This window comes from Sinomicrobium kalidii, from assembly GCF_021183825.1.
Taxonomy (GTDB): Bacteria; Bacteroidota; Bacteroidia; order Flavobacteriales; family Flavobacteriaceae; genus Sinomicrobium; species Sinomicrobium kalidii.
Map to the genome: position 1 here is coordinate 3,012,501 of NZ_CP089211.1, position 24,482 is coordinate 3,036,982.

Consider the following 24,482-nt stretch of genomic DNA (forward strand, 5'->3'; position numbering starts at 1 on the left):
TGGGAGAAGGGACAAACCAGGCTGTAGACCTTGACCGTTTCGACACCTACTATCATCATATGTTTTTGTGGGACGATAATGAGAAAAAGATAGTCGGGGCCTATAGAATGGGACTTGGTGCTGAAATTTTTGCTGCTTACGGAATAGATGGATTTTATTTGCAAGACCTTTTTCGTTTTGAACCGGAACTGTATAAAATGATGAGTGAATCCATAGAAATGGGCAGAGCTTTCATAATTAAGGAATACCAGCAAAAACCAATGCCGCTTTTCTTGTTATGGAAAGGGATAGTGCATACAACCCTCAGACACCCCGAACACAAATATCTCATAGGCGGAGTAAGCATCAGTAATCAGTTTTCCAACTTTTCAAAATCGCTGATGATCGAATTTATGAAATCAAATTACTACGATCCTTATGTAGCCCAATACATTAAACCCAAAAAGGATTTCAAGGTAAAACTCAAGGATGTCGATAAGGATTTTGTTTTTGACGAAACCGAGGCAGACCTGAACAAATTTGACAGGATCATTGACGAAGTCGAACCGGGAAGCCTGCGTTTACCCGTACTCATTAAAAAATATATTAAACAAAACGCCAAGGTAGTCGCCTTTAATGTAGACCCGCTTTTTAACAATTCGGTTGACGGACTGATGTATATACGTATTGCCGATCTGCCGGAAAGTACGGTAAAACCCGTCATGGAGGAATTTCAGGAAGAACTGGAACGCAAATTCATGCAAAATAACGGAGACGGACCGGAAGAAAATGAAACGTCGTAGCCGCAGGTCTTTTGCTTTTAATTCCGAAACCTTTCAAAAAAGAGGTGTTTTTTCGATGAAGGGGTAAGTTTTTGATAAAAATCAGTCAAGTCTGCAAAGAATTCCGTAATTTTAGCGCTTTCAGGTGTTTTTATAGCTCAAATGATTATTAATGCATTGAGTTTAATAAAAACACTTTTTTCTTGTTGTATAAATATTAATTGAAATGATACCGTTATTCGTAATTAAAGGTGTCAGGCTTTGGCTTAAAGTTTTGTTTCAGAATGATCGAGAAAAATATTTTTTGTTTATCCACCCTTTTAATCCTTTGTTTGTTTTTTGTTCCCGGGATCTCGGCACAACAGGTTGAAAAAGATACAGTGCCCGAATGGAAAATTGGTTACGGGGACAGGGGTTTTGAGCTGAAATCGTCAGATAACCGATATCTCCTTCAAATACAAGGGCGCATGCAATTTCGTTTCGCAACTCCCGACGATCAGAACCCACTCACTTTTGATGATTATGATACTGAAAATTCCAGTTTGTTTAAGATAAACCGGGCGCGCCTGAAAGTTGGGGGAAGTGCCTACCAACCTTGGTTAAAATATTATTGGGAGTATGAGTTGAGAAGGTCCAATCTTCTGGATTTCCGGGTTATGGTTGAAAAATGGGACTGGCTGAAACTTAAAGTAGGACAGTGGAAAGTGGAATATTCCAGGGAACGCCGTATCAGCAGTGGAGAACAGGGAACGATGGACCGGTCTATTATCAACAGGCCCTTTACTGTAGACAGGCAGCAAGGGATAGAACTCTACGGAAGGCTCAAAAACAGAGGGATGCTCGACTTCAGTTACTGGGTAGGAATGTTTACCGGTACCGGAAGGGGGAGTGCGACCAATGATGACGGTAACCTCATGTATTTTGGCAGGCTGCAATGGAATATGCTGGGGGAGGACCTGGGGTTTGAAAGCAGTGATTTTGAATTCCATCCAAAGCCAAAAGCTATTATTGCCCTTGCCGGGGTAACCAACCGCAGTCCGTATACCCGATTCTCACAATCCGGAGGTGGGTTTTTAAACGGGTTTGAAGATGGTTCAATGGGACAATACAGGGTAAATCAATACAATCTTGAAACGGCTTTTGTCTATAATGGGTTAAGCTGGCAGTCGGAATGGCACCACAAGATCATTAAGGACAAGTTCACGGAAAATGATGCATCTACCACCATGGAAGGATTTTACCTTCAGGCGGGCTATCTGGGCAACTCTGCTTTCGATTGGTGGCCCAGACCACTGGAGATTGCCGGTAGGTACGCCAGGTTTACCCCGGATAATAATATTGATGACAATTTTCAGGAAGAAGCAACCCTGGCCTTTAACTGGTTTTTTAAGGAACACAAAAATAAACTGACCCTGGAAATCAGCCATTTTGATTATGAACAGGTAGATACCCGGATCAATGATAAAGTTCGGTTCAGGGTGCAGTGGGATATTTCTTTTTGAGCTATGACATCCCTTTTTTATTCCTGTTAAGCGGGAAGAACCCTGAAGGTAATCCACCTCTGATTACTCGTATATTACTACAAACCGACTCTTTACATTCATTTATTGTGATTAATTCACTAACAATAAGGGGGAGAAATTTTTTGTAGAGCGAAAAAAAAGCGGGATTTCACAAAGAAATCCCGCTTTGTGGAGTCGGAGAGAATCGAACTCTCGAATTTTAATTTTTTGTTATAGCTAAATAATTTTATTTCTACTGAAAAACAGTTGTTTAGGTGTTATTTTTATATTTAATAATAACTGTTTTGTATAAATAAATTGTACATTTGTGTCCGCTGTAGTGTCCGTTAATATAAATATCAATTATGTACTTTTATCTTAACAATCCTTCTTCAGAAAAAGACCAGCTAATTCTTTTAATGTATTGGGTTTCGTATGATAAGCAAAAATTCAAATACTCGACTGGACAATTTATCAGCCCTAAAGATTGGGATTCCGAAAGTAAAATGCCAGTTATTAAAAGAGGGCGTTCTGATTTGTCTGCTATAAAAAGTGTTCTTGATCGGTACTCCGGGTTCCTAAACAAGCTTTTGGATAATGCCAAGATAAATGATGAGATCATAACCTTAAATTTTTTAAGGACTGAATTTGACAAGAAATTTAAGCCCAAAAAGACAAGAATAACAACTTCTAAACGATTACCAGATTTAATTCAGGATTTCATAGACAGGAAAAATAAATCTGAGGGTAAGTCAGAACATTGGAATAAAAAATTCAAGGCTTTAAAGGGGAAGATACGGTATTATGAAGAGGATAGGAGTAAAAATCTACGATTTGATGATATAAATGAGGACTTTATAGATGATTGGTCGGGATTTTTAAGAAAAATCGACAAGGAGCCATATAAGCCACATAATGATAATACCCTAAAGAGAGAGATCGATTTTCTTTTTACCTTTCTCTATTGGGCTAAAGGGAAATATCATGATATAGATTTTAAGGAGCTCAAAAATCCAATTAAAAAGTATGAACCTGATGATGTATACTTAACCAAAGATGAAATAGAGAAAATTGAAGAACTGGAGTTAACAGAAGAAGACTTAATCCAAGTTCGTGATCTATTTCTGATAGGCGTGTATTCCGGTCAAAGATTTTCCGACTATTCTGTGTTCGAAAAAGAAGATGTAAAAGGGAATATGATTATTAAAGTTGCGGAGAAAACGGAACATGACAGTTTTATCCCTCTTCTTCCAAAACTCAAAGCTCTCTTGGAGAAATATGACTGGAATATTCCGGTTATCCATGAAAAGACTTTTAATAGAAAATTGCGAAAAATTTGTAAAATGGCCGAGATAGATGAGAGTATAAAAGAGACCGTGTATAGGGGAAATAAAAAGGAGGTTATATACTGGAAAAAATATGAGACAGTAGGAAGCCATACAGCACGGAGGACTTTTATCACATTATCATCGGAGCGGGGCATGCCGGATCATATTATTATGAAAGTAACCGGTATCAAAAATCCCCAAACTCTTATTAAATACAAAAAAACTTCTCAGCGGTCCATAAAAGAACAGATGGAAAAATATTGGGGCTAATATTCCATCATCTTTGATTTATATTTTAATCCTTATTTTTATATACTTGTTTTATAGCGGTATATACTTCATTATTATCAGTTTGTACCTCCTATATATTGGAAAATATTTTTCCTCTAATCCTTAGGATGATGAAAATAATTACTTATATCCTCGAAGCTATCTACAACCTTACCGGGATTGTCCTTTACCGTACAAGACGTTTTAAAATCCGAATCCGGGCCTATACTCAAAAGCATTTTACACGTATAGGGCTTTTCTGTGTGCTTTTATTCTTCACTATTATTTATATCAGCAGCCTGGTTCTGTTTTTTAAAAATATTCCCTGGAATACCTGGACCATCATGCTTTTTATTGCTATCCTGCTGGCCGGAATCTGGTTTATACTATTCCTATTAAAATTTCTCATCCAGGAAACTTCTCCTCAATACAGAAGCTACTTAAAATCCCCCGGAAAAATACCTTTTCAAAATAAATTTAAAAAACTGGAAAGGGATTTGGACATGCCAGTTAAAGAAAAGAAAATAGTCAAGTCCCGTACTCCAATCAGAACCCGTTTGCAGTTTGATGATCTCTTTACCCGTAGTGCTCAAAGAGATGCTGTTATCTCTTCCCTTCAAGAAAAAGGTATCCTGGACCCGGAGGGCCACTGGATATCCAGATGCCTTGGCAGTGGAGATGCCACCGCTATCTGCATCCTGATCTGGAAACTCAAAACTTTACAGTTTATCAAAATCCCTGGTAAACTTACCCAAAGGGAATTGTGTGAGTTATCAGCTGCCTTTTTTAGTTTCGAGTATGATTTCACCATGATCTCCAAAGTATTCCGGGACCTGAATGAAAAAGATATTGTCGATAAAAGCAATTATGCTCCCATATTGAAAAAACTTAGTTTTTTAGATGATATAGCCATATATAACCGGTAATACCTTTTCTTTTCCAATTTTTCAATTCCTTCAAATTAGAATAAAATCAGCTATATCCGATAGTAACATTGCGTTAAAGTTTCATTAAAACGCAATGCTATGAACAATCCATTTGACACCCTCCAGACAGAACTAAGCGAGATCAAGGGCATGCTGACCGAACTGCTCAACCAGCCTAAAGAGGATTTGTCTAATAAGTTTTATACGATCAACGAAGCTGCCGGAATCCTGAAAGTGGACCGGCAAACGGTACGAAACCACATCGAAAAAGGACATATCCAAGCCAGGCGTATGAAAAACGGTAGCAGGATACTCATTGCTCATACAGAACTGTTTGACAGTTTAAACGAGATCAAATCCTTAAAGTATAAAAGATAAAAAGTGTAGTGCTGTACTTGCGCTACACTTTTTACCTATTTACAACACTTAAACAAAGATGGTCATAAAGATACGGCTTTCTGCAATACCCGGAATTATGAAAACAACATCAACATATCTTCGTATTGGCACTTCCTACTTTAAACGTATCCATAGGCCCCTGGCTTCCGGGGATACCCTCGAAGTGCTCACCCTGTGGAGCAAGGAATGTATCAAGGAAGATCACGGCAGACAGTACCTGAGTAAAATCAAAAAATATGACGGTTTTTGTTGTATTCCCTCCCACCTGAATTTTCAGCAGGAAATCTCCAATTTCTATAATACCTATAATGCGCTTTCCCATAAGCCCAAACAAGGAGAAATTACCTATTCTTTACAGTTTATGGAACATCTTTTCGGGGAACAACTGGAATTGGGACTGGACTATCTAAAAATCCTTTATGAAAAGCCTACACAAATACTCCCGGTACTATGCTTGGTATCGAAGGAACGGAATACCGGAAAGACTACAGCCCTGAACTGGCTCAAAGCCATTTTCGGCAGTAATATGACTTATAATACCAATGATGATTTCCGGTCACAGTTCAACGCGGACTGGTCCAGCAAATTGATTATTGCCGTGGATGAAGTGCTGCTGGACAAAAAGGAAGATACTGAACGCATCAAAAACCTGGCCACCGCTCGGACCTATAAAGCAGAAGCCAAGGGAAAAGATAAAAACGAAATCGAATTTTTCGGCAAGTTTATCCTGTGCAGCAACAATGAAAAAACCTTTATCAAGATCGATCCCGGAGAAATCCGGTTTTGGGTGCGTAAACTTCCCACCTTTCCCAAAGAGGACGAACAGCTTCTGGAGAAACTCATCCGGGAAATCCCGGCTTTCCTGCATTATCTCTTACACCGGGATTACTATTCGGAAAACACCACCCGGATGTGGTTTACCCCACAACAACTCAAAACCGAGGCGTTAAAGAAACTTATCAGCTTTAACAAGAACATCGTGGAAGTAGAACTTATCAACTCCATCATAGAAATCATGGAAAATTACGAAGTGGATGAGTTCCGGTTTTGCATCAAAGATTTACAAAACCTGCTGAGCAGGACCCCTTACCGGGAAACCAAAACCAAACTCAAAAACATCGTCCAGGAAGAATGGAAACTGACCCCGGCCCCCAACTCCTTAAAATATCAAAAGTTCTCGGTTTTGAGCGACGGCACTATCGTGGATACTACCGATAAAGGAAGGTTTTATACCCTGAAAAAATCCTTCATCCTGCAAAATTTTGATGATTTGATGCCAGAATCATATAAAGATATGACTAACAGTAAATTACACTGTCATCAAACCGGCATCAAAGTGTCATCAAAAAATAATTTGATGCCGGAAAATGATGAAAACATAAAATTGATGCCGAAAAGATGACACTTTTGATGCCATGTAAAAAACTATATAACAAACAGTTAACCCAATTCGGCATCAAATCATCAAAAAAATCGTAAAAATCAAATGCTCATGAAAAGAGAAAAACTAAAGTGTGAAAAAGCCCGTGATTTTTCCATTCTTTCGGTGTTGGAAAAATCCGGGCACTTTCCCGTACGTCAATCGGAGAAAGAAGCCTGGTTTCTGAGTCCCCTGCGGTCAGAAACCCAGGCCTCTTTCAAAGTCTCTTTATCTTTGAACCGCTGGTATGATTTTGGCGAAGGTAAAGGCGGAAATGTCATTGACCTGGTGGTATTGCTGAAAGGCTATTCTGTTGCAGAAGCTCTGGCCTTTTTAAATGGGGAAACCTCGTCTTTTTCTTTTCACCAGCCCCCTGTTAAAGATACTCCTCCATCAAAAATTACCATTCAACGGGTCAAAGAAATACAACATCCCGGGCTGGTCAACTATCTTCACCAGAGAAATATTCCCTTAGCAATGGCTCAGAAATATTGCAAAGAAGTCCATTATACCTGTGGAACAAAATCTTTTTTTGCGATCGGACTGCAAAACCGTTCTGATGGCTGGGAACTCCGTAATCCATTTTTCAAAGGTTCAACCTCCCCTAAAGATATTTGTCTTATTGAGAATAATGAAAACAATCTAACCATAACCGAAGGCATGTTTGATATGCTTTCACTTGTGACCTATAACCCAATGATCCTTGCCCGTTCAGATATTTTGGTATTAAATTCGGTAGCTTTTCTGAAAAAGACGATTTCAATTTTGGATAACTATTGTTGTATAGAACTGTATTTAGATCGGGATCGTACCGGAAGAAAAGCTACACAATTTTTGTTAAACCATACACATCAATGTATCGATATGTCCGGTCTGTATAGCGAGTATAAAGATGTCAATCAATGGTGGGTAACTCAAAAGGAAATACCCGGCTGAGTAAGAATTTCGAGATGTGTTTTTGTTGCCACAAAAACAATCTCGCTTTGCTCCCGAAGGTCCTTTAGATTGCAAAGGACCTTGGTCGCAAAGGGTAAAAATATAAATAACGATCGAAAGATTCTAAAAGGAGACAGATAACTTTAATGCAATTAATAATCAAGCCGGAAGGAGATAAGGTGAACTATCCGAGGGTCTGATTTAGCTTCATTTTGCGAATTAGTCCTTATCTCCTTTTTAGTTGCAAAAGCCATTTAGAATCTTAAGTCAGACTTATTAAAGGTACTAGCATAGCAACCATTCCGGTTTAAAAACGTATACACTTATGAAGAAATTTATGCAGAAAAAGCATTTTATTGGTGTCGATATCAGTAAGAATGTATTAGACCTGGCTTTATTGAAAGAGACAGGAAAGAACTCTTTTGTGGAATTGCATACGGAAAATACTATTAAGGGATTTTCTCGAATCGTTTCCTGGATAGAAAAACAAGGACTTCAAGTGAAGGATTGTGCTTTCTGTATGGAACATACAGGCACCTATGGACTGCTGTTTTATGCTTGGTTAGCTCAAAAGGGACTTCTTTTTAGTGTACAATCCGGATTACAAATTAAACAGAGCTTAGGAATGATTCGAGGTAAAAATGATGTTGTTGATGCTAGGAGGATTGCTGACTACGCATTTACCCATAAAGTAAAGCTAAGGCCTTTTATCATGCCATCTGCTGTACTTATAAAAATCAAACAATTGTTGACTTACAGGGAACAAATAGTGCGTATCAGAACCGCTTTAAAAAATAGTCTTAAAAGTCATAAACAATACCAATCCATAAGTGGTCTCTGTAATATTACGGATCAGATCTATCAGCAAATCGATAGACAAGATCAAATAATAGCAGGGATCAAGCAACAAATAATGGATGTTATTGAGAGTGATGAGTTGTTACACAAAAATTATGACCTTATTACATCGGTTAAGGGAGTTGGATTGATTATAGGAGCTTTTATGATTGTGTCAACCAATAATTTTACAAGTTTTGAAAATGGAAGAAAATATGCTTGTTATGCAGGTATAGCTCCCTTTGAGTTCTCTTCCGGAACTTCTATCAGAGGACGGACAAGGACTAGCAAATATGGAAATACAACTATAAAAACACTTCTTAACAATGGAGCTAATTCAGCCATCAGGTATGATAACCAAATGAAGCAATTTTATCAAAGAAAAAGAGAACAAGGAAAGGATCATAAGGTGATTGTAAATGCTGTATGTTGCAAACTTGTTAATCGGATTTTTGCTGTAATCAAGAGAGGTACACCTTATGTAACCGTATATGAACAAAATTTCCCCAATTAATTTGGATTTCTCTTAGAATTCGCAAAGAGGGTTTCTGCCTGCGGCATTCCGTTTGCAAAAATATTCAAAAACCGGATTTCATTTCGACAGCATTGTACTTAAAGGTGAAAAGAAAAAGCAAACATAACAAAAGTACGTATATCAAATTTCGCTGTACGCAGTACGAAAAAAAGCTGTTGCGTATCAAAGCCAAAAGAGCCGGTTTGAGTATAAGCGCTTATTGCCGTATGGCCGTTATGGAAGACCGGATCGTGGAACGGTTAACCGAAGAACAACTGGAGGCCTATAAAGTGCTGGTACAGTACCACAACAATTTTAAACGCATCAGGAATATGTTCCGCAAACGAAACCCAAAATTGGCCGATGAAGTGCTCCAGTTGGCCCAGGAGATAAAAACACACCTCTATAATTTTAAAAAATGATCGGTAAAGGCAAATCCATAGCACATACGCAGGTTTCCATGCAATACGGATGGAACCAGGAAAAAAATGCCGAAATCGTTTACCAGCAAAACCTGTGTGGCGACAATCCCAAAGAAGTCACCAAAGAGTTTAAAATGATACAGGATATGAATGTCCGTTGTGAAAAGAATACCCTGAGTTTTGTGCTTAGTCCCACCATAGAAGACGGACGGCAGTTAAACCGGGAAGAACTTGGAGAACTCACCAAAACCTTTATGGATGAAATGCAGTTAGGCGAACGGCAAGCCATTGCTTTTGTTCACCGGGACAAAGCCCATACCCATATTCATTTATATGTGAACCGGATTGATTTTCAGGGCAAAGCCTATAAAGACAATTATATCGGCAAACGCAGCCAGAGGGCGGCCGAAAGAACTGCACAGCAATTACAGCTTACCACAGTTAAAGAGGTGCAGCAAGTCAAAGATCAATCCCTGAAACAAGTCCGGAATGAAATAAAACAGATACACGACAGCATAATGCAGCAACACAGACCGAAAAGTTTTGATGAGTACATTTCCCTGATGAAACGACAACAGGTTTCGGTAATCCCTACGATTAACAAACAAAACCAGTTACAAGGTTTCCGGTTTCAGTACAGAAATCATAATCTGAAAGGAAGTGAAGTACACCGGGATATGTCCGGGGGAAAACTGGCCATGGCTATCTCCCGGAACCAACGGTTCGGCCAAAAACTGGCACAGAACAACCAGGTAAGCCTCATGGGTAAAGCTGTGGAATTAAGCAGTAACATTACGGTCAAAATAGCCAAAGAGCTGGCAAAACAAGTCGCCAAAAGGGCTATGGATACAGGTTTCGGAATGGGATATTAAAAACAAACGTTATGGGAAAATTAGAAGAAATCGCAGAACTGTTAACCGAAGAAATCCACGGATTTAACCAGTCCATTGATAGGCTGGAAGGGCTGTCGGAATACCTGGGAGATATAAAAGTTAAGGCGGATGCAACGGAAGTAGAACAGCTCTTAAAAGAACACCTCAATAAACACCGGGAAATACAATCGCGTCATGACGAGAATTTGACCGAGGTGTATAAAGCGGTAAAGGGTACTTACCGGCTTCCTCGTTGGCTGGTGATTTCTTTTATTGTGGTGCACGCACTTACGTTAGCCTCTATAATTTATAGTGTACATCTTCATAACAAAAAAAAGTCCTGGGAGGAAAAATACGAACGTGTCATTAGGCATTACAGGGCATTCATGGAAGAAAATCCGGAGGCTAAAGCCTTGTATGAAAACTGGCTCAACGAAGAAAAATAACCGCGCAAAATAGTATTAGTTCGGTAAGAATATGGGGCTTTGGGGTACAGGCTTCCCCTATGGTAAGGGCAAAACTCAAACAAAGAGACGGCCTAAGTGTTGGGGATTTCTATTTTTATTTGAGAAATATCGGATCATTGAAGAAATCTCTTAGAGTAATGCCAAGCAATTTACAGAATTTCTCCACTGTATAAATAGTGACTCCCCGTCCTTTTGGTTTACCCGTTTTTGAATCAACGACTATTTGGCTTTCCCATCGGCTTACTATTTGTCGGTCAATATTGTACTTATTGGCGAAATCTATTTGTTTAGCTCCGGTACTTTGAATGCGGAGTTGTTTAATCCTTTTGGCTATTTTATTAGCTAAAATTATATCTTCTTTTGAAAGTTCTGCCATACTGCAATTTTGGAAATAATAATTTTATTTTTGTAATCCATTTGGATGACAAAATGTTTTTATATATATTTGTTCAACGTTACATATATTTGCGACACTTCTTATAGAAAAATATTAGAAGCTATTCGCTTAGAGTCTCACCTCGAAAACTGGCACTTTTCATGTACACGAGACCATAAGTGAAAATAGCTCACGACCCGGGCGTGGGCTCACTTATTCGTGTACGGGTATGCCAGTACCCAGAGGTGATAAGTTGAGTTCCACGCCTGTTTATTTCCTTGTAACTCTCCGTCTCTATCGCAAAGCTATCTACAAAAAATCTTTTGGAGGTTTCGCACATTAAAGCATAACGGGGCAGTTTTGTCCTGTTATTTTGGGGTAGTAGGAAAGGAAGAGGGACGCCTTTTCCTTTCTTTAAATACTCCCCTTATCCATCTACTACCTCTACACTTTTTCATTAACCTAAAATACTTGCCAATGAAGAGTATAGAGATCAAAAAACTAATAGATAGCCAGGAACCTATCGCCATTATAAGATACTTCGAATGGGCTATTTTCTCCAAAGACTATGCTAATGCTAAGTATTTGCTACTAAGGATGAATAGACGGCGTAATAAGATCAAAGCAGTAAATGTTCCCGATGATATAACTTCATTTATAATATCTCGTCTTGACGATTTTGAAAAAGTATGCTCCCAAGATGGTTGTACAGTATGGGAGCGTATGGCATTCCGGGAAAAGGTAAAAGCGTTTGTCCCTGAATCGAAGGTAGCCCGACTGATAAATAAATGATCCTTAACTACAACCACAAAAGCTCACGCCCGGGGATTCGGTAATATTAAAGTGTAAACCACGAGTTGGGGAGAAAAACAACTCGTGGTTTGCCCCGAATTCAAAAATGCACCCGGCCAATCAGAAAAAGAATAATCACTAAACATAGATAAATATCATGGAATGGAAAACCAAAGTATTCGACAAGCTGCAAGAGAGAGCTTATAAGCATTTTGACACGTTAAAGTATAATGCTGAAACAGATGATTTCGAAGTGAAAATTTATTTGTCTGGGTATGTCGATCTGGCGTGTACAATTGCCGACCTTCTTAACCTTTGCATTATTGCCACAGAGAAAGAAGCTACTTCCGGAGAACTTATGGAAGACGATATGAATAACAGTATCAATAATATACTCCGGTTAACATTTCGGATGTTGCCTGTTTCTGAAAGTATGTTTTTAAATGAAGCTCATTGCGCTTTTATCTATATGAAAGAAAAAGCGGAGCAAAAAAGAAAAAACGGAGATAAAAATAGTGATGCCGATCTCTCCTGACCATAATGACAATCTCAAAAACCTAAAGGCAACGGATTGGCTTCGATTGCCTTTTACCTGCTTTCTGTTTGGCATGATAGCAGGAGTCTCGGTTATGACCGTCCTGGTCGTGATCTTTATTATTTGATCTTCTCTTTTTAAGGTTTTCTGTGGGCCGATTCCCGGCTTTCTGTTTTTTTACAAGGGTCGGGATTTTTTGCGATAAAATAGAAATACTATAAAATTAGCTGAAAAAAGATTATGAATTTGTTTTCAAATTATTTTCTTGATTTTTACGAGCACATTAAAAGGGTGTCAAATGATTTGACAATAAATGTTATTTTATTGTCATAAAATACTATTTTAGTTGCAAAAATTGCCCTAAATATCATGTGCCGCTTTATAGTCATATCCTTTATTTTTGTTTTACTTAATGATTCTTTGCATGGACAAACAGATGCTTTTATCCAACAGTTGGACTCATTAAAGCACTATACCTATAAGGACCTTTCTACGAAATTTTACGATCATGAAGCCGATTCTTCTGTAGCGGTGGTATATGCCAATACTTATTTATACCGTGCAAAAAAAGACAAGGACACTATAAAAATGGTGGACGGTTATTTTTTTATGACCGAAATAAATAGAGATTCTATTGCCATAAAGTATTCGGATAGTATTATCAATCTAACCCAGAACATAAAAGGAGATAAATATTATCCCTTTTATGGGTATTTAACAAGAGCAAATCTTTTCTTTACTAAGAGGAAATTTAAAAATGCATTAGATGATTATTTGAGGGCTAATGAACACCTTAACCAATGGGAAGAAAGTTACTTGGACTATGTAGTGAAACATAACATAGGATTATTAAAGAGTAGAATGGGGGAATACGAGGAGGCAATGACTATTTTTAAGAGATGCTTAAATTTTTATCAGGAACCGGAACATAAAAATAAATACAATTCAAGTTACCTCAGTGTCCTTGTTGCACTTTCTGACACTCATATGCGGCTTCAATCCTTTGATTCTGCATCCATGATCAATAGGATTGGATACGACAAATCTGTGTTGCTGGATATGGATGATCAAAAAGGATACTTCATTATATATGAAGGGGCCAATCAATATTTTAAAGGAAATTATAATGCAGCGATTGACAGTATTGTTTATGGTATGCCAATCATAAGGAAAATAGGGGATCAGCCAAATTTGGCTTTTTCGTATTTCTATCTTGGAAAATCGTATCTTGGATTAAAGCGTACGAAAGAAGCGGTTGTATATTTTAAAAAAGTCGATACTATTTTTCAAAACTTATCGGATATTCACCCGGAAATGCGGGAGGGGTACGAAATACTTATCAATCATTACAAATCAATCGGGGATAAAGAACAGCAGTTGTTGTACACGGAAAAGCTCTTAACCGTAGATAGTGTTCTGAATGACAATTACAGGTATATTAATAAAAATATTATCCATCAATACGATACTCCTCAGCTGATTTCCCAAAAAGACGAATTGATTGCTGCTCTGGATGGAAAGAAAAGAAAGACCACTATTGGGATTATAAGTATATCCATATTAGCATTAGGGACTACAGGACTATTTTTTTACTATTACAGAAAACAGCGTATCTATAAGAAGAGACTGGAAAAATTGTTGCGGGAGAAAATTCCTGTACAGTCTATTCCGTCAGCAAGTGAAATAAAAGATAAAGTAAAAACAGATGTACCCAAAGAGATCGTAAATACAATCCTTAAAAATTTGGAACAGTTTGAAGCCGGGCAGGGATACCTTTCCCGGAATCTCAATTTAAAGGATATGGCAAAAGACCTCCAAACTAACAACAAATATCTTTCGAAAACTATTAATTTATATAAGCAGAAAACTTTTAATACCTATATTAATGATCTTCGGGTAGATTATGCAGTATCCCGATTAAAAACGGATCAGAAGTTTCGGAATTATACCATTACAGCCATTGCCCGCGAATCCGGGTTTAACAGTCAGGAGCCCTTTTCCAAGGCATTCTATAAAAAAACCGGGATATACCCTTCATATCTGATTAAGGAATTGGATAAAAGAAGATTTTAATTAAGTTGTTGATACGTAATTATTTATTAGTCTACATTCATGGAAATACGATTACTAAATAGTACAGGACCTTATAGATTATGAATAAATCCGCATATTTTTGATGAGTGTAATTAAAAATATTTTGAAATGATGAAAAAAAAAGCTAACAACAAAAGATTGGATTTAAAGAAATTTACAGTAGCTAAACTTAATGATCCGAATATAATTTTTGGTGGTGCAGATGATGGTCCTGATACACCGCCACCTACGTCAATTCCCAAGGAATTAAAACCAACAAAAAAATAATCTCTGGTTTTAATGCCATGTTTATTTATATTTGGTTTCGAATAAAAACTTTACAATCCTTGGGTTGTAAAGTTTTTTAGCTATACAATTACCATGACGACTATAAGAACGTTAATTTACATCGCAATAAGTTGGTTATTGTGGAATTGCTCTCCCAACAAAACTTCTTCTCTTTCACCTGTTTCGGTTGATGACGTACTTTCCAAAAAAGCTGAGATTGCGGAAAAAGAACTAAATAACTGGCAACATAAGGACTACCTTTTGGATACTATTCCTGGGATTAGTTTGGACAGAGCGTATAAGGAGATTCTGGAAAAGAAAAAAGGAATAGGTGTTATTGTCGCAGTATTAGATACGGAAATTGACATAGCACATGAGGCACTTAAAAATAATATATGGATAAACCCTAACGAGGTTTCAGATAATGGAATAGACGATGATGGCAATGGCTATGAAGATGATGTACACGGTTGGAATTTTTTAGGAAATAGTCAAGGAGAGAACATCATTCATACAAATTATGAGGTAGTACGCATCGTTAGGAAGTATGAAGAAAAGTTTAAAAACAAATCAGAAGAAGAGATTCCTGTTCATGAGCGTGAAGAGTTTTCTATTTATGTTAAGGCCAGGAAAGTTTATGAAGAAAAGCTGAAAGAGGCCAAAGATAATCAGGAATATGGAGATTTTTTAGTAAATACTTATCCTAAGTCCAAAGAAGCATTAAAAAAGTTTTTTCCAAAAGAAGATTACACAGTTGAGCAGCTCGATAGTTTGTATGCTTTAAAAGAGAAAGAAGATAAGGAGTTGGCCAGCCTGATTTATTATATGTCGGATTATATAAAATATAATCTGACCCAGGAATGGATCTATGCAGCTAAAGATGAAGGAGATGCTTCTATGAATTACTGGGCGAATATAGAATACGATGATAGAAAAATTATAGGTGATGATCCTGAAGATATTACCGACACCGGTTACGGAAATAATGAAATTAGTACCAAAAACGGTCTTGAAAAAGTGTATCCTCACGGAACCTATGTAGCGGGACTTCTCGTTGCTTCTCAAAATTCTCGTGGAGTAAGAGGCATAAGTGATCGAATAAAGATTATGCCTGTAAGGATGTCTCCTTATGGAGCGGCTCATGATAAAGATATAGCCTTGGCTATTCGTTATGCTGTGGATAACGGAGCTAAAGTTATTAACATGAGCTTCAGTAAAAAATTTTCATTACACAAAGAATGGGTATTTGATGCTATTCGTTATGCCGCTGAAAAGAATGTATTATTGGTAACTTCTGCTGGCAATGATGGGATCAATATAGACGAGTTCGATTATTATTACCCGAATGATGCTAAAGATAGTATGGGAGAGGTAGCAGACAATTTTCTAATTGTAGGGGCCATTACCCCTTATGTAAATGAAAACTTGGTGGTTTCTTATTCCAACTATGGAAGGCATAATGTAGATGTATTTGCCCCAGGTTATGAACTCCTCACCACGGCCCCCGATAATTCATACAAACAAATGCCAGGTACCTCGCTGGCTTCTGCCATTGTATCCGGGGTGGCAGCGTTAATATGGTCCTATTATCCGGATTTGTCTGCTTCTCAGGTAAAGAAGATCATTATGGATTCTGGGCTGTCCTATAATATAGAATGTAACATCCCTGGAAATGAAACTAAGGAAAAACTGCTTTTTCGTGAATTTTCCCAATCCGGTAAAGTAGTAAATGCATATAATGCACTGCTTATGGCCAGAGAAATTTCTACTGAGAAATAATCATCTGACACAAAGGAGAAGAATACAATTTCTACATCTCGTTATTCCCTTTCCCTTAATTATTTTAAACTTTTATAGGAATAGAAAGGTTGCTATGAAAAAAAGCAATCTTTCTTTTTTATTAAGTAATGATTTTGGTGATATACTAAATCGTAATATATACCTCTCTCCAGTAAACTACATATGTATTTGGTTTAAAAGATTATTTTAATCAATGGTGAGGCAGTTTACTAATGGACTTAAATATGTATACCACACAATCTTTTTGATCTACAAATGTATCGCAATATTTTGATTATCAGTTTTTTTTGATTTGATATGGATTAGTCGTAATTCAATGAATAACGAGTCGATTTTCACGGAAAGTCGATTATAAATAATTGCTTGTCATTGATATACTCAATAATATTGAGGATGAAATGGAAAGCACTTTTTTGTGTCAAAATTTTCGCAAGTGCGGTTCAAAATAATAGTTAGAGTATATGAAGCCTAATAGATTGTTATTTATTCTTTTTATGATACTACCAATACATATATATTCTCAATTTCAAATTTCTGGGAAAGTAACAGATAGTGAAGGACAGGCTATCGAATTTGCCAATGTGGTTTTAGTTCCACAAATAAAAAAAGATATAGTAAAAGGAGCAATTACTGACTATGGAGGAGTTTTTCATATTACTAATGTATCAATGGGAACCTATAAAGTTACCATTAGTTTTATGGGGTATGAAGATTGGAATAAAAATATTCAAGTAGACAAGGATATAAATGTTGGTACTTTAAAATTAAAGGAAAGCGCTGAGACCTTAGCAGAAGTTGTAGTGGAAGGTAAAAAACCTCTTATCGAACGAAAAGTAGACCGGTTGGTGTTTAATGTAGAAAATAGTATTGCTGCTACTGGAGGAGATGTCTTGGATGCATTAAGAGTCACTCCAAGAATTAAGGTTCAAAACGATCAAATTTCAATGATCGGGAAAAGTGGAATGGCGGTAATGTTAGATGATAAGTTATTACAACTTTCCGGAGAGGATCTGATAACTTTTTTAAGATCGATTAAATCGGAAGATATCAAAAGTATTGAAGTAATTACGAATCCACCTGCTAAATACAGTGCAGAAGGGAATAGTGGTCTGATTAATATTAAAACGAAAAGATTAAAATATGATTCTTGGGGAGCAGCATTACAATCGACTTATCGTCAAGCCACTTATCCTATTAGCACTATAGGAGGGAATTTTAACTATCGGAAAAATAAAATAAGTATTACCTCAAGCATAAACTATTTAAATGGTTCTTTAGCTCCTGATTTGAATAGTAAAATTTATTATCCTGAAATATTGTGGACCGAAGAAAACAACAGGAAAGATTTTTATAATTCATTCAATGCGAGATTAGGAGTGGAATATAGAATTTCTGAGAAAACATCGATGGGAATTAACTACAACAGAGTAGATAATAAACCAGGAATCAGGGATGATATAAATACAAAGATTATAAATAGAAGCTCTTCACGGATCGATTCTTTAATTAATACTACAGCTGAAAGTACCATAAAACGAAATTCAAATATTTTCAATTATCACTTGGTTCATAATATTGACACGATAGGTAGAAAACTATCCATAGATGCGGATTACTTTAATTATGAAAATCATATGAATAGAAATTTCAGGACTAATACTTTTTTACCTTCTGGGGATAATATCGAGGAATCATACGAAGCCGCAGATAATATAGGTTTTCAAAAAGTAGACAACTATTCAGTAAGCGCAGATATGGAACACCCTTTACAATGGATGAATTTGAATTATGGCGGAAGATTATCATTTACTAAAACTAGTAATAAATTTTCTTTTTATGATTTAACAAGTGGAGCACCTATCCTTGATTTAAATCAGAGTAATGAGTTTATTTTTCACGAAGATACACAAGCTTTATACATTTCGGCTCAAAAAGAAATTGGTGACAAATGGGAAGTACAGGCTGGGCTTAGAATGGAGAATACTCAAACCAAAGGAAACTCATTAACATTAAATCAAGTAAATAAGATTAGCTATACCGAATTTTTTCCCACCGCTTATATTGTTTATACACCAAATGAAAATCATAGTTTTTCGATAAACTACGGTAGAAGAATTAACAGGCCTTCATTCGGTCTTTTAAATCCATTTAGATGGGTTGCTTCACCGTATTCATATTCCGAAGGGAATCCGTATCTATTGCCTGCTTTCAATCAAAATATAGAATTTGAATATTCTTATAAGGATTTCTGGGTATCAACTATTTATTTTTCCAGTCTGTCTGACGGATTTGAACAAGTTACTATTATTGACGATCAAACAAAAGTTCAGCAGATTATCCCATTGAACTTTGTCTCTCATAAAATGTTTGGAATTAATGAATATCTCTTCGTTAATCCTACTGATTGGATGGAAACCAACTTTTATGCAGATATATACTACAGTAGCTCAAAATCAAAAATACCGGAAACACTTGATTTTTTAAGTGGATGGAATGGTGAATTTACCATCAATAATAATCTTATCCTAAATAAGGATAAAACAATGTTTTTTAGCCTTTCATATAGTTATGTCACAAAAGGAGTAGACAATTTGGATAGAAATACAGCTTTTAGTCAATTAAATGCCGCCTTGAAATTCTTTTTTATGGACAAGAAGTTACAGTTGTCTATTTATGGCAATGACATACTTAGGACTAATAACCCTGAATACATCTCCTACTCAAATAACATCAAGAACTCTTTTAAAAATTATCGTGATGAAAGATTTTTAAGAGTGGCTTTGTTGTACAAATTTGGAGCCAAAATAAAAACTTCTGGGAAAAGAGAAATAAAGAATCAGGAAGAGATCGATAGGAGTAATGATTAGTTCATATAAAATAGGTTGCTAAGATAAAATTGTAGAAGACAGAAGTTTCCTCGCAAATACCATTTACTATAACATAATCTAAATCAAAATATTTGTAAACTTTAAAATATTGATACTATGGAAACATTGCATGAAACTGTAGTTAAATCCAAAGAGCTCTCCTCTGATTGGTGGGATAAATTTCTCGAAGACACAAAAAATATGACCCAGCCATTTCATTACAATAATGTATTTGATGATCATATAGAGCTGAGGCATGGAGTGTTAGAGATTTTCAGGAAGTTAAGGAAGGGTGAATATCCATTTAGGGTATACATAGAAAATAAGAGAAGAGATGATTATAATGAAATCCTTTTTGAAAACAAACCTGAAGAGAAGGAAGATATAGAATCGTGGAGTAAAAGAATTTTTGCTTTCCAAAAATTTGGAATTATCCTGAATCATGGTGAAAGTTATGATAGAGGATTGTCATTATCGATTTTAAAGTATTTAAAACCTTTACTGGATAAAGTAGGTTATCCGGTTCATGGGATAGATTTTACAATTTTTATAGGGAATTATGGGTGGACCCCTTTAGGGATCCATACAGATAATACTGGAGAGAATGTCATGCATTTCCATTTGGGACCTGGTGAAAAAACAATGTATATATGGGATACAGAAGAATTTAAAGAACAGGGAGGAAGAAGTAATGATCAAAGAATAGATAAATTCCTTCCCCATGCTAAACACAAAATGACATTTGGCCCTGGTGGAATTTTTTTCATGCCTTGGAATTTCCATCATATAGGTCAAAGTGAAGAGTTGTCGGTGGGGCTTTCCGTGTGGTTGAACAGGCCAAGAAGGGATGATCTTATTTCAAAGGTTTTCGAGGAAATACATAAGGAATACACGATTAAAGAAGCAATAAGGGGTAAAGAGGATACGAATATTCCAATTATAGACCTTAAAAGAAATCTATTAAAAAATGATGTTTTAGAAACTGTATTAATCAATGTCAATAATGATATAAAAGAGATGACAGTTTCAAAGCTAATAGAAACTTCTGTCAGAGATTACCAATATTCTTTAAAGAGTAATTTAGGATATGCTATCTCTTTAAAAGAGCAGATTAATAATAAATCAGAACTAACACTGGATAGCTATATTAAATTAGACTATCCTTTTGATATTTTGTACTACACTCCTGATAAAGAGAGGATAAAAATATTCATAAAAGGGAAAAAAATAGAAATGGTCTATCATTCGGACATTAAAACCTTAATTAATCGAATTAACACCGCTCAGAAATATAAAACTTCGGATTTATTGTCAGGATTATTTGTAGAATGGCCGGAAGGAGCTGGATTGAGAATTCTGGAATTAATTTACGAAAAAGAAGGAATACTAAACTCTATCGATTAACCATAATTTAAATTAATGACATGAGCAATAATCAATTAAACCAGTTTTTAGCGATTAAATCATACGATACTTTGCATACTGATCAAGTCCAGGGAGGCACCTGTAAAAGAAAAATTAAAAGAAAGAACAAAAACGGAGAACTGGAAGTGAAGGTCAAAGTGAAAGGTTGCGAGTAGGGTATTGCAATTTTATAGCCTACAGGAATTCTAGTGTTGTATAATATTGCGCAATTATTATAAATCAATGTAATTATTTATTAACTATTAAAATTTTTAACCATGAGTAAATCACAATTAAATGATTTCTTAGGAGTGAAATCTTTTGACGCTCTGAACACTGACTCTATTCTTGGAGGTTACACCGACAAGGAAAAAGAAAAAAAGAAGAAAAAGAAAATTGAAGCTGAGATTGAAGTGGATTTGTAAATTAATTATTAACCATTAAAATTTTTAATCATGAGTAAGTCGCAATTAAATGATTTCTTAGGTGTAAAGTCCTTCGATGCCCTTAATACTGATAGTGTAATGGGGGGATTAGTGGAAGGAAAGAAAAAAAAGAAAGATAAGGAAAAGGAGATTGACATTAAAGTAGACGTAGACCTATAATTCTTTTTTATTTATAGCACCTTTAGAGTAGAATCTAAGGGTGCTATAATGTTATTAAAATTAATAGTGTCCTCGTAATTAAGTTCTCATTAAACTATTTTCCAGTCTATGCCCTGCTTGTTACATAAGGTAAAAAACTACTTTAACTCTTTTCCAGAATATATACAAACGGAGAGGAAAGATTGCGGGCCTAGTTGTATAAAAATAATTTCAAAGTTTTACAAAAGACCTGTATCGATTGAAGGATTACGGGAATTATGTGAAACTACCAGAGAAGGCTCTACTCTTACAGGATTAATTAAAGCCTCAAAGAAAATAGGGTATGATACGAAACCCAATAAATTAACTTTAGAGGAATTAATTTCTTTTTCAAATTTTTTTCCAGTTATTCTTCATTGGAATCAAAATCATTTTGTAGTACTGTATAAGGTAAAGAGAAATAAGTTTTTTATATCCGATCCGGAATTTGGAAAATCGAAATATGATGTTGAGGATTTCTTAAAACATTGGATAGGTGATATAAATTCTGAATCCAAGGGAGTAGCTCTATTCTTAAAACCAAATAGCGTTTTTTACGAAAATATTAAAGACAATATTTCCGGAGAAAGGAGTTTTGGTGAAAAATTTTCTATATTACTTAAAGAGCATCTTGTAAATAATAAAAGGTTATTTTACAAACTTGTTTTTTTTACATTGATTTTTAGTTCTTTAGAGTTTTTGTTCCCTTTTATTATACAGGGGATAGTAGATGATGCGATTAGAAGCAAAAGTTACGAGCTATTAACTCTTTTATCCATATCTTATGTTTTTTTATATATAACTTCAAAATTATCTGATGTCATAAGGGAATGGGTCCTGATTTTTTTAAGCATGAAGATAAATGTATCTCTAGTATCTTCATTTATTAGTAAACTGTCTCAATTGCCTATTTCATATTTTGATTCCAAGTTAACGGGTGATTTAATAGAAAGAATAGACGACCATGATAATATTGAAGACCTTTTATTATCTGGGGCCATTTCAACTGTTTTTTCAATATTTTCACTGAGTCTATATTCTGTAATATTACTCATATACAACGTAAAGATATTTTTGCTTTTTTTTCTGTTTACTGTAGTTTACTTTGTTTGGGTATTTTCCTTTTTCAAACTTAGGAAAAGATTAGATTATAAAAGATTTTCTGTACGTGGGAAAGAAAATTCAGTCATAATTGAGATTATCAATGGGATGCAAGAATTGAAGTTGAACAATGCAGAACATAGAAAAAGAAGGGATTGGAGGGAAATAAAATCATCCGTTTATAATATATTGATGTCTATCCTAAAGGTTGAACAACTCCAATTAGACGGAGCTTCATTCATCAATGAAATAAAGAAAATAGGCATTATTGTTATTGCCTCTTATTTAGTAATTAATAATAATATTTCCATTGGAATGCTGTTGTCCATCTCTTTTATTTTGGGACAAACTAATTCTCCTCTCAAGCAATTGGTTCTATCTTTCAATAAATTCCAGGATGCGAAAATAAGCCTTGAAAGAATCTTTGAAATACATAATAAAAGGAAAGAGGAAAAAGGGATAATTCCAAGACATTCCGAAGAATTTTTTGATCATGACATAGAAATCAAAGACCTGAATTTTAAATATTCCGGAAAATCGAATAACATTTTACATTCTGTCAATTTATTAATTCCTGCCAATAAAACGACTGCAATTGTAGGTACTAGCGGATCGGGGAAGACAACTTTATTGAAGATACTTCTTAAGTTTTATGAAAATTATAATGGCGAGATTCTAATAGGGGATAAAGACTTGAAGAAAGTGGATTATAAGTTTTGGAGAGATCATTGTGGAGTAGTTATGCAAGAGGGATATATTTTTAATGATTCAATTCTAAACAATATTATTTTGGAGAAAAAATATAATGAAGAGCTTTTGAAAACTGCGATCAATATATCCAACTTAGGGGAAGTGATAAATGATCTACCTTTAGGATTAAGTACAATGATAGGCAACGAAGGTCTAAATTTAAGTACTGGTCAAAAGCAACGCATCTTAATAGCGAGAGCTGTTTATAAAAATCCTAAAATCATATTATTTGATGAGGCCACATCTGCGTTAGATGCCAAAAATGAAAAAGAAATAACGGATAAGCTAAAAACCTTTTTTAGAGGGCGGACAGTGATAATTATTGCACATCGGCTTAGCACGGTTAGAAATGCGGACAATTTGTTAGTAATAGAAAAGGGATTTATTAAAGAAAAAGGCAATCATAATTCTCTAATCAAAAATCAGGATAGCTTTTACTATCACTTAGTCCAAAACCAGTTAAATGTTTAATTACTCTTATGGAATGAAATCACATAGAAGCTACGAACACATAATAATAAGAGGAACTTATTTTTTAATATTGTTAATTGCAATCAATACATTATTTATGGTTTGTTATAAATATCAGGACCAAATTACTATTAAAAAAATTGATGAAAGTAAGAACAAGGAGACAATAAAAATTATAGTAAGAGATAGTGATATTAAACTTATTGGAAAACCGAAGTTGTTGAAAGTATGTTATCAAGGGAAGGTAGAAAAGCTAACTGTTTTAAAAATTATTGATAGTATTTTTATATGTGAAAAACCACCCTATGAATTTTATCAGAAGGGAAAGTCAGGTTATTATATCAACCAAGAAAAAAACCTCTTACAATTAATTACTGACAATATAAATTAGTTTCTATTCTAATTTGCGAGGTTATCCATATTCTTAATTTTTCCATAAATTTCTTTTAATTTATCTTCTTCAGGGAGATTACGAGCTCCTTTATAGACGAACTTAATCTTTCTCCTTTTCATAGAGATGGTGTATTCCATTTCTTCATCCTTTTTAACCCATAAAGTTTGTTTTCTTTTGGCCAGAGTCGGATTGCCAAAATAATCGGTGATAAGAGTACGTACGTTTTCAATATCATTTGGGTCAATTGTAAGACTATATTTTAGTTGTTTTTGGGAATACATTAAGGAAGAAACCAATAAAAAAGTGGATATGAAAAAATATTTAGCCGTATTACTTTTTTTACTCATTGTTAGA

General features: G+C 35.4%; 24 protein-coding genes (1 of these 24 only partly in view). 22 read left to right on the top strand and 2 right to left on the bottom strand.

The window, feature by feature from the left end; translation table 11 throughout:
* From LS482_RS12035 to LS482_RS12085, 11 genes are all read left to right on the top strand, one after another.
* Window positions 1–782, top strand: partial view of a GNAT family N-acyltransferase gene (locus tag LS482_RS12035; protein ID WP_233027773.1) — the final stretch only. 1,051 nt of this gene lie to the left of the window's left edge; 782 of the gene's 1,833 nt are visible here — the last part of the coding sequence; the start codon falls outside the window, past its left edge; it ends in the stop codon at window positions 780–782.
* Window positions 783–1,228: 446 nt separating this feature from the next.
* A complete protein-coding gene (locus tag LS482_RS12040; RefSeq protein ID WP_367890572.1) occupies window positions 1,229–2,263 on the top strand; it encodes a porin in 1,035 nt (344 codons plus the stop codon).
* Window positions 2,264–2,628: 365 nt separating this feature from the next.
* Window positions 2,629–3,861, top strand: a complete 1,233-nt coding sequence (locus LS482_RS12045; protein ID WP_233027775.1) for a tyrosine-type recombinase/integrase — start codon at window positions 2,629–2,631, stop codon at window positions 3,859–3,861.
* A 128-nt stretch (window positions 3,862–3,989) separates the two neighbouring features.
* The gene (locus LS482_RS12050) at window positions 3,990–4,787 is read left to right on the top strand and encodes a hypothetical protein (protein ID WP_233027776.1); all 798 of its coding nucleotides are present in this window, start codon (window positions 3,990–3,992) and stop codon (window positions 4,785–4,787) included.
* Window positions 4,788–4,886: 99 nt separating this feature from the next.
* On the top strand, window positions 4,887–5,165 hold the full coding sequence (locus LS482_RS12055; protein WP_233027777.1) for a helix-turn-helix domain-containing protein: 279 nt from the start codon (window positions 4,887–4,889) through the stop codon (window positions 5,163–5,165).
* A gap of 97 nt (window positions 5,166–5,262) precedes the next feature.
* Entirely contained in the window at window positions 5,263–6,588 is a 1,326-nt protein-coding gene (locus LS482_RS12060) for a primase-helicase family protein (RefSeq protein ID WP_233027778.1), read from the top strand.
* Window positions 6,589–6,678: 90 nt separating this feature from the next.
* Window positions 6,679–7,542, top strand: a complete 864-nt coding sequence (locus LS482_RS12065; RefSeq protein ID WP_233027779.1) for a DUF8464 domain-containing protein — start codon at window positions 6,679–6,681, stop codon at window positions 7,540–7,542.
* Window positions 7,543–7,867: 325 nt separating this feature from the next.
* Window positions 7,868–8,893 (top strand): IS110 family RNA-guided transposase, encoded by a 1,026-nt coding sequence (locus LS482_RS12070; protein ID WP_233027780.1) that lies wholly within the window; start codon window positions 7,868–7,870, stop codon window positions 8,891–8,893.
* Between the two features lie 104 nt (window positions 8,894–8,997).
* On the top strand, window positions 8,998–9,315 hold the full coding sequence (gene mbpA, locus LS482_RS12075) for a mobilization protein MbpA (protein ID WP_233027781.1): 318 nt from the start codon (window positions 8,998–9,000) through the stop codon (window positions 9,313–9,315).
* On the top strand, window positions 9,312–10,187 hold the full coding sequence (locus tag LS482_RS12080; RefSeq protein WP_233027782.1) for a relaxase/mobilization nuclease domain-containing protein: 876 nt from the start codon (window positions 9,312–9,314) through the stop codon (window positions 10,185–10,187). The genes mbpA and LS482_RS12080 overlap by 4 nt, the downstream gene beginning before the upstream one ends.
* A gap of 11 nt (window positions 10,188–10,198) precedes the next feature.
* A complete protein-coding gene (locus tag LS482_RS12085; protein ID WP_233027783.1) occupies window positions 10,199–10,633 on the top strand; it encodes a DUF6730 family protein in 435 nt (144 codons plus the stop codon).
* Between the two features lie 115 nt (window positions 10,634–10,748).
* Here LS482_RS12085 and LS482_RS12090 read toward each other — a convergent pair whose 3' ends face one another.
* Window positions 10,749–11,030, bottom strand: a complete 282-nt coding sequence (locus LS482_RS12090; protein WP_233027784.1) for a helix-turn-helix domain-containing protein — start codon at window positions 11,028–11,030, stop codon at window positions 10,749–10,751.
* Between the two features lie 477 nt (window positions 11,031–11,507).
* Here LS482_RS12090 and LS482_RS12095 point away from each other — a divergent pair, with 477 nt between their 5' ends.
* The 11 genes from LS482_RS12095 (at window position 11,508) to LS482_RS12145 (ending at window position 24,125) form a co-directional block, all read left to right on the top strand.
* The gene (locus LS482_RS12095) at window positions 11,508–11,822 is read left to right on the top strand and encodes a hypothetical protein (RefSeq protein ID WP_187964577.1); all 315 of its coding nucleotides are present in this window, start codon (window positions 11,508–11,510) and stop codon (window positions 11,820–11,822) included.
* A gap of 157 nt (window positions 11,823–11,979) precedes the next feature.
* Window positions 11,980–12,357, top strand: a complete 378-nt coding sequence (locus LS482_RS12100; protein ID WP_233027785.1) for a hypothetical protein — start codon at window positions 11,980–11,982, stop codon at window positions 12,355–12,357.
* Between the two features lie 369 nt (window positions 12,358–12,726).
* Window positions 12,727–14,430 (top strand): helix-turn-helix domain-containing protein, encoded by a 1,704-nt coding sequence (locus LS482_RS12105; protein WP_233027786.1) that lies wholly within the window; start codon window positions 12,727–12,729, stop codon window positions 14,428–14,430.
* A 129-nt stretch (window positions 14,431–14,559) separates the two neighbouring features.
* Window positions 14,560–14,718: a hypothetical protein gene (locus LS482_RS12110; protein WP_233027787.1), complete on the top strand. Its 159-nt coding sequence runs from the start codon at window positions 14,560–14,562 to the stop codon at window positions 14,716–14,718.
* A gap of 93 nt (window positions 14,719–14,811) precedes the next feature.
* Window positions 14,812–16,497, top strand: a complete 1,686-nt coding sequence (locus LS482_RS12115; protein WP_233027788.1) for a S8 family serine peptidase — start codon at window positions 14,812–14,814, stop codon at window positions 16,495–16,497.
* A gap of 482 nt (window positions 16,498–16,979) precedes the next feature.
* Window positions 16,980–19,385 (top strand): TonB-dependent receptor domain-containing protein, encoded by a 2,406-nt coding sequence (locus tag LS482_RS12120; protein WP_233027789.1) that lies wholly within the window; start codon window positions 16,980–16,982, stop codon window positions 19,383–19,385.
* Window positions 19,386–19,502: 117 nt separating this feature from the next.
* Window positions 19,503–20,789 (top strand): hypothetical protein, encoded by a 1,287-nt coding sequence (locus tag LS482_RS12125; protein WP_233027790.1) that lies wholly within the window; start codon window positions 19,503–19,505, stop codon window positions 20,787–20,789.
* A 278-nt stretch (window positions 20,790–21,067) separates the two neighbouring features.
* Entirely contained in the window at window positions 21,068–21,214 is a 147-nt protein-coding gene (locus LS482_RS12130; RefSeq protein WP_233027791.1) for a hypothetical protein, read from the top strand.
* A gap of 30 nt (window positions 21,215–21,244) precedes the next feature.
* Window positions 21,245–21,394, top strand: coding sequence for a hypothetical protein (locus LS482_RS12135; RefSeq protein WP_233027792.1), 150 nt, complete (start codon window positions 21,245–21,247; stop codon window positions 21,392–21,394).
* A 108-nt stretch (window positions 21,395–21,502) separates the two neighbouring features.
* Window positions 21,503–23,734: a peptidase domain-containing ABC transporter gene (locus LS482_RS12140; protein ID WP_233027793.1), complete on the top strand. Its 2,232-nt coding sequence runs from the start codon at window positions 21,503–21,505 to the stop codon at window positions 23,732–23,734.
* Complete coding sequence (locus LS482_RS12145) at window positions 23,727–24,125, top strand: hypothetical protein (protein WP_233027794.1); 399 nt, start codon at window positions 23,727–23,729, stop codon at window positions 24,123–24,125. The genes LS482_RS12140 and LS482_RS12145 overlap by 8 nt, the downstream gene beginning before the upstream one ends.
* A gap of 8 nt (window positions 24,126–24,133) precedes the next feature.
* Here the strand turns inward: LS482_RS12145 and LS482_RS12150 are convergent, their stop codons facing one another.
* Entirely contained in the window at window positions 24,134–24,475 is a 342-nt protein-coding gene (locus LS482_RS12150) for a hypothetical protein (RefSeq protein WP_233027795.1), read from the bottom strand.
* Between the last annotated feature and the right edge of the window lie 7 nt (window positions 24,476–24,482).

Bases quoted from the DNA above. Each gene is read 5' to 3' on its own strand.
- LS482_RS12065 (WP_233027779.1), top strand. From the start codon at position 6,679: ATGAAAAGAGAAAAACTAAAGTGTGAAAAAGCCCGTGATTTTTCCATT.
- LS482_RS12120 (WP_233027789.1), top strand. From the start codon at position 16,980: ATGAAGCCTAATAGATTGTTATTTATTCTTTTTATGATACTACCAATA.
- LS482_RS12085 (WP_233027783.1), top strand. From the start codon at position 10,199: ATGGGAAAATTAGAAGAAATCGCAGAACTGTTAACCGAAGAAATCCAC.
- LS482_RS12135 (WP_233027792.1), top strand. From the start codon at position 21,245: ATGAGTAAGTCGCAATTAAATGATTTCTTAGGTGTAAAGTCCTTCGAT.
- LS482_RS12115 (WP_233027788.1), top strand. From the start codon at position 14,812: ATGACGACTATAAGAACGTTAATTTACATCGCAATAAGTTGGTTATTG.
- LS482_RS12150 (WP_233027795.1), bottom strand. From the start codon at position 24,475: ATGAGTAAAAAAAGTAATACGGCTAAATATTTTTTCATATCCACTTTT.
- LS482_RS12125 (WP_233027790.1), top strand. From the start codon at position 19,503: ATGGAAACATTGCATGAAACTGTAGTTAAATCCAAAGAGCTCTCCTCT.
- LS482_RS12110 (WP_233027787.1), top strand. From the start codon at position 14,560: ATGATGAAAAAAAAAGCTAACAACAAAAGATTGGATTTAAAGAAATTT.
- LS482_RS12130 (WP_233027791.1), top strand. From the start codon at position 21,068: ATGAGTAAATCACAATTAAATGATTTCTTAGGAGTGAAATCTTTTGAC.
- LS482_RS12070 (WP_233027780.1), top strand. From the start codon at position 7,868: ATGAAGAAATTTATGCAGAAAAAGCATTTTATTGGTGTCGATATCAGT.
- LS482_RS12050 (WP_233027776.1), top strand. From the start codon at position 3,990: ATGATGAAAATAATTACTTATATCCTCGAAGCTATCTACAACCTTACC.
- LS482_RS12090 (WP_233027784.1), bottom strand. From the start codon at position 11,030: ATGGCAGAACTTTCAAAAGAAGATATAATTTTAGCTAATAAAATAGCC.
- LS482_RS12040 (WP_367890572.1), top strand. From the start codon at position 1,229: ATGCAATTTCGTTTCGCAACTCCCGACGATCAGAACCCACTCACTTTT.
- LS482_RS12055 (WP_233027777.1), top strand. From the start codon at position 4,887: ATGAACAATCCATTTGACACCCTCCAGACAGAACTAAGCGAGATCAAG.
- LS482_RS12095 (WP_187964577.1), top strand. From the start codon at position 11,508: ATGAAGAGTATAGAGATCAAAAAACTAATAGATAGCCAGGAACCTATC.
- LS482_RS12105 (WP_233027786.1), top strand. From the start codon at position 12,727: ATGTGCCGCTTTATAGTCATATCCTTTATTTTTGTTTTACTTAATGAT.
- LS482_RS12100 (WP_233027785.1), top strand. From the start codon at position 11,980: ATGGAATGGAAAACCAAAGTATTCGACAAGCTGCAAGAGAGAGCTTAT.
- LS482_RS12060 (WP_233027778.1), top strand. From the start codon at position 5,263: ATGAAAACAACATCAACATATCTTCGTATTGGCACTTCCTACTTTAAA.
- LS482_RS12145 (WP_233027794.1), top strand. From the start codon at position 23,727: ATGTTTAATTACTCTTATGGAATGAAATCACATAGAAGCTACGAACAC.
- LS482_RS12140 (WP_233027793.1), top strand. From the start codon at position 21,503: ATGCCCTGCTTGTTACATAAGGTAAAAAACTACTTTAACTCTTTTCCA.
- LS482_RS12080 (WP_233027782.1), top strand. From the start codon at position 9,312: ATGATCGGTAAAGGCAAATCCATAGCACATACGCAGGTTTCCATGCAA.
- LS482_RS12045 (WP_233027775.1), top strand. From the start codon at position 2,629: ATGTACTTTTATCTTAACAATCCTTCTTCAGAAAAAGACCAGCTAATT.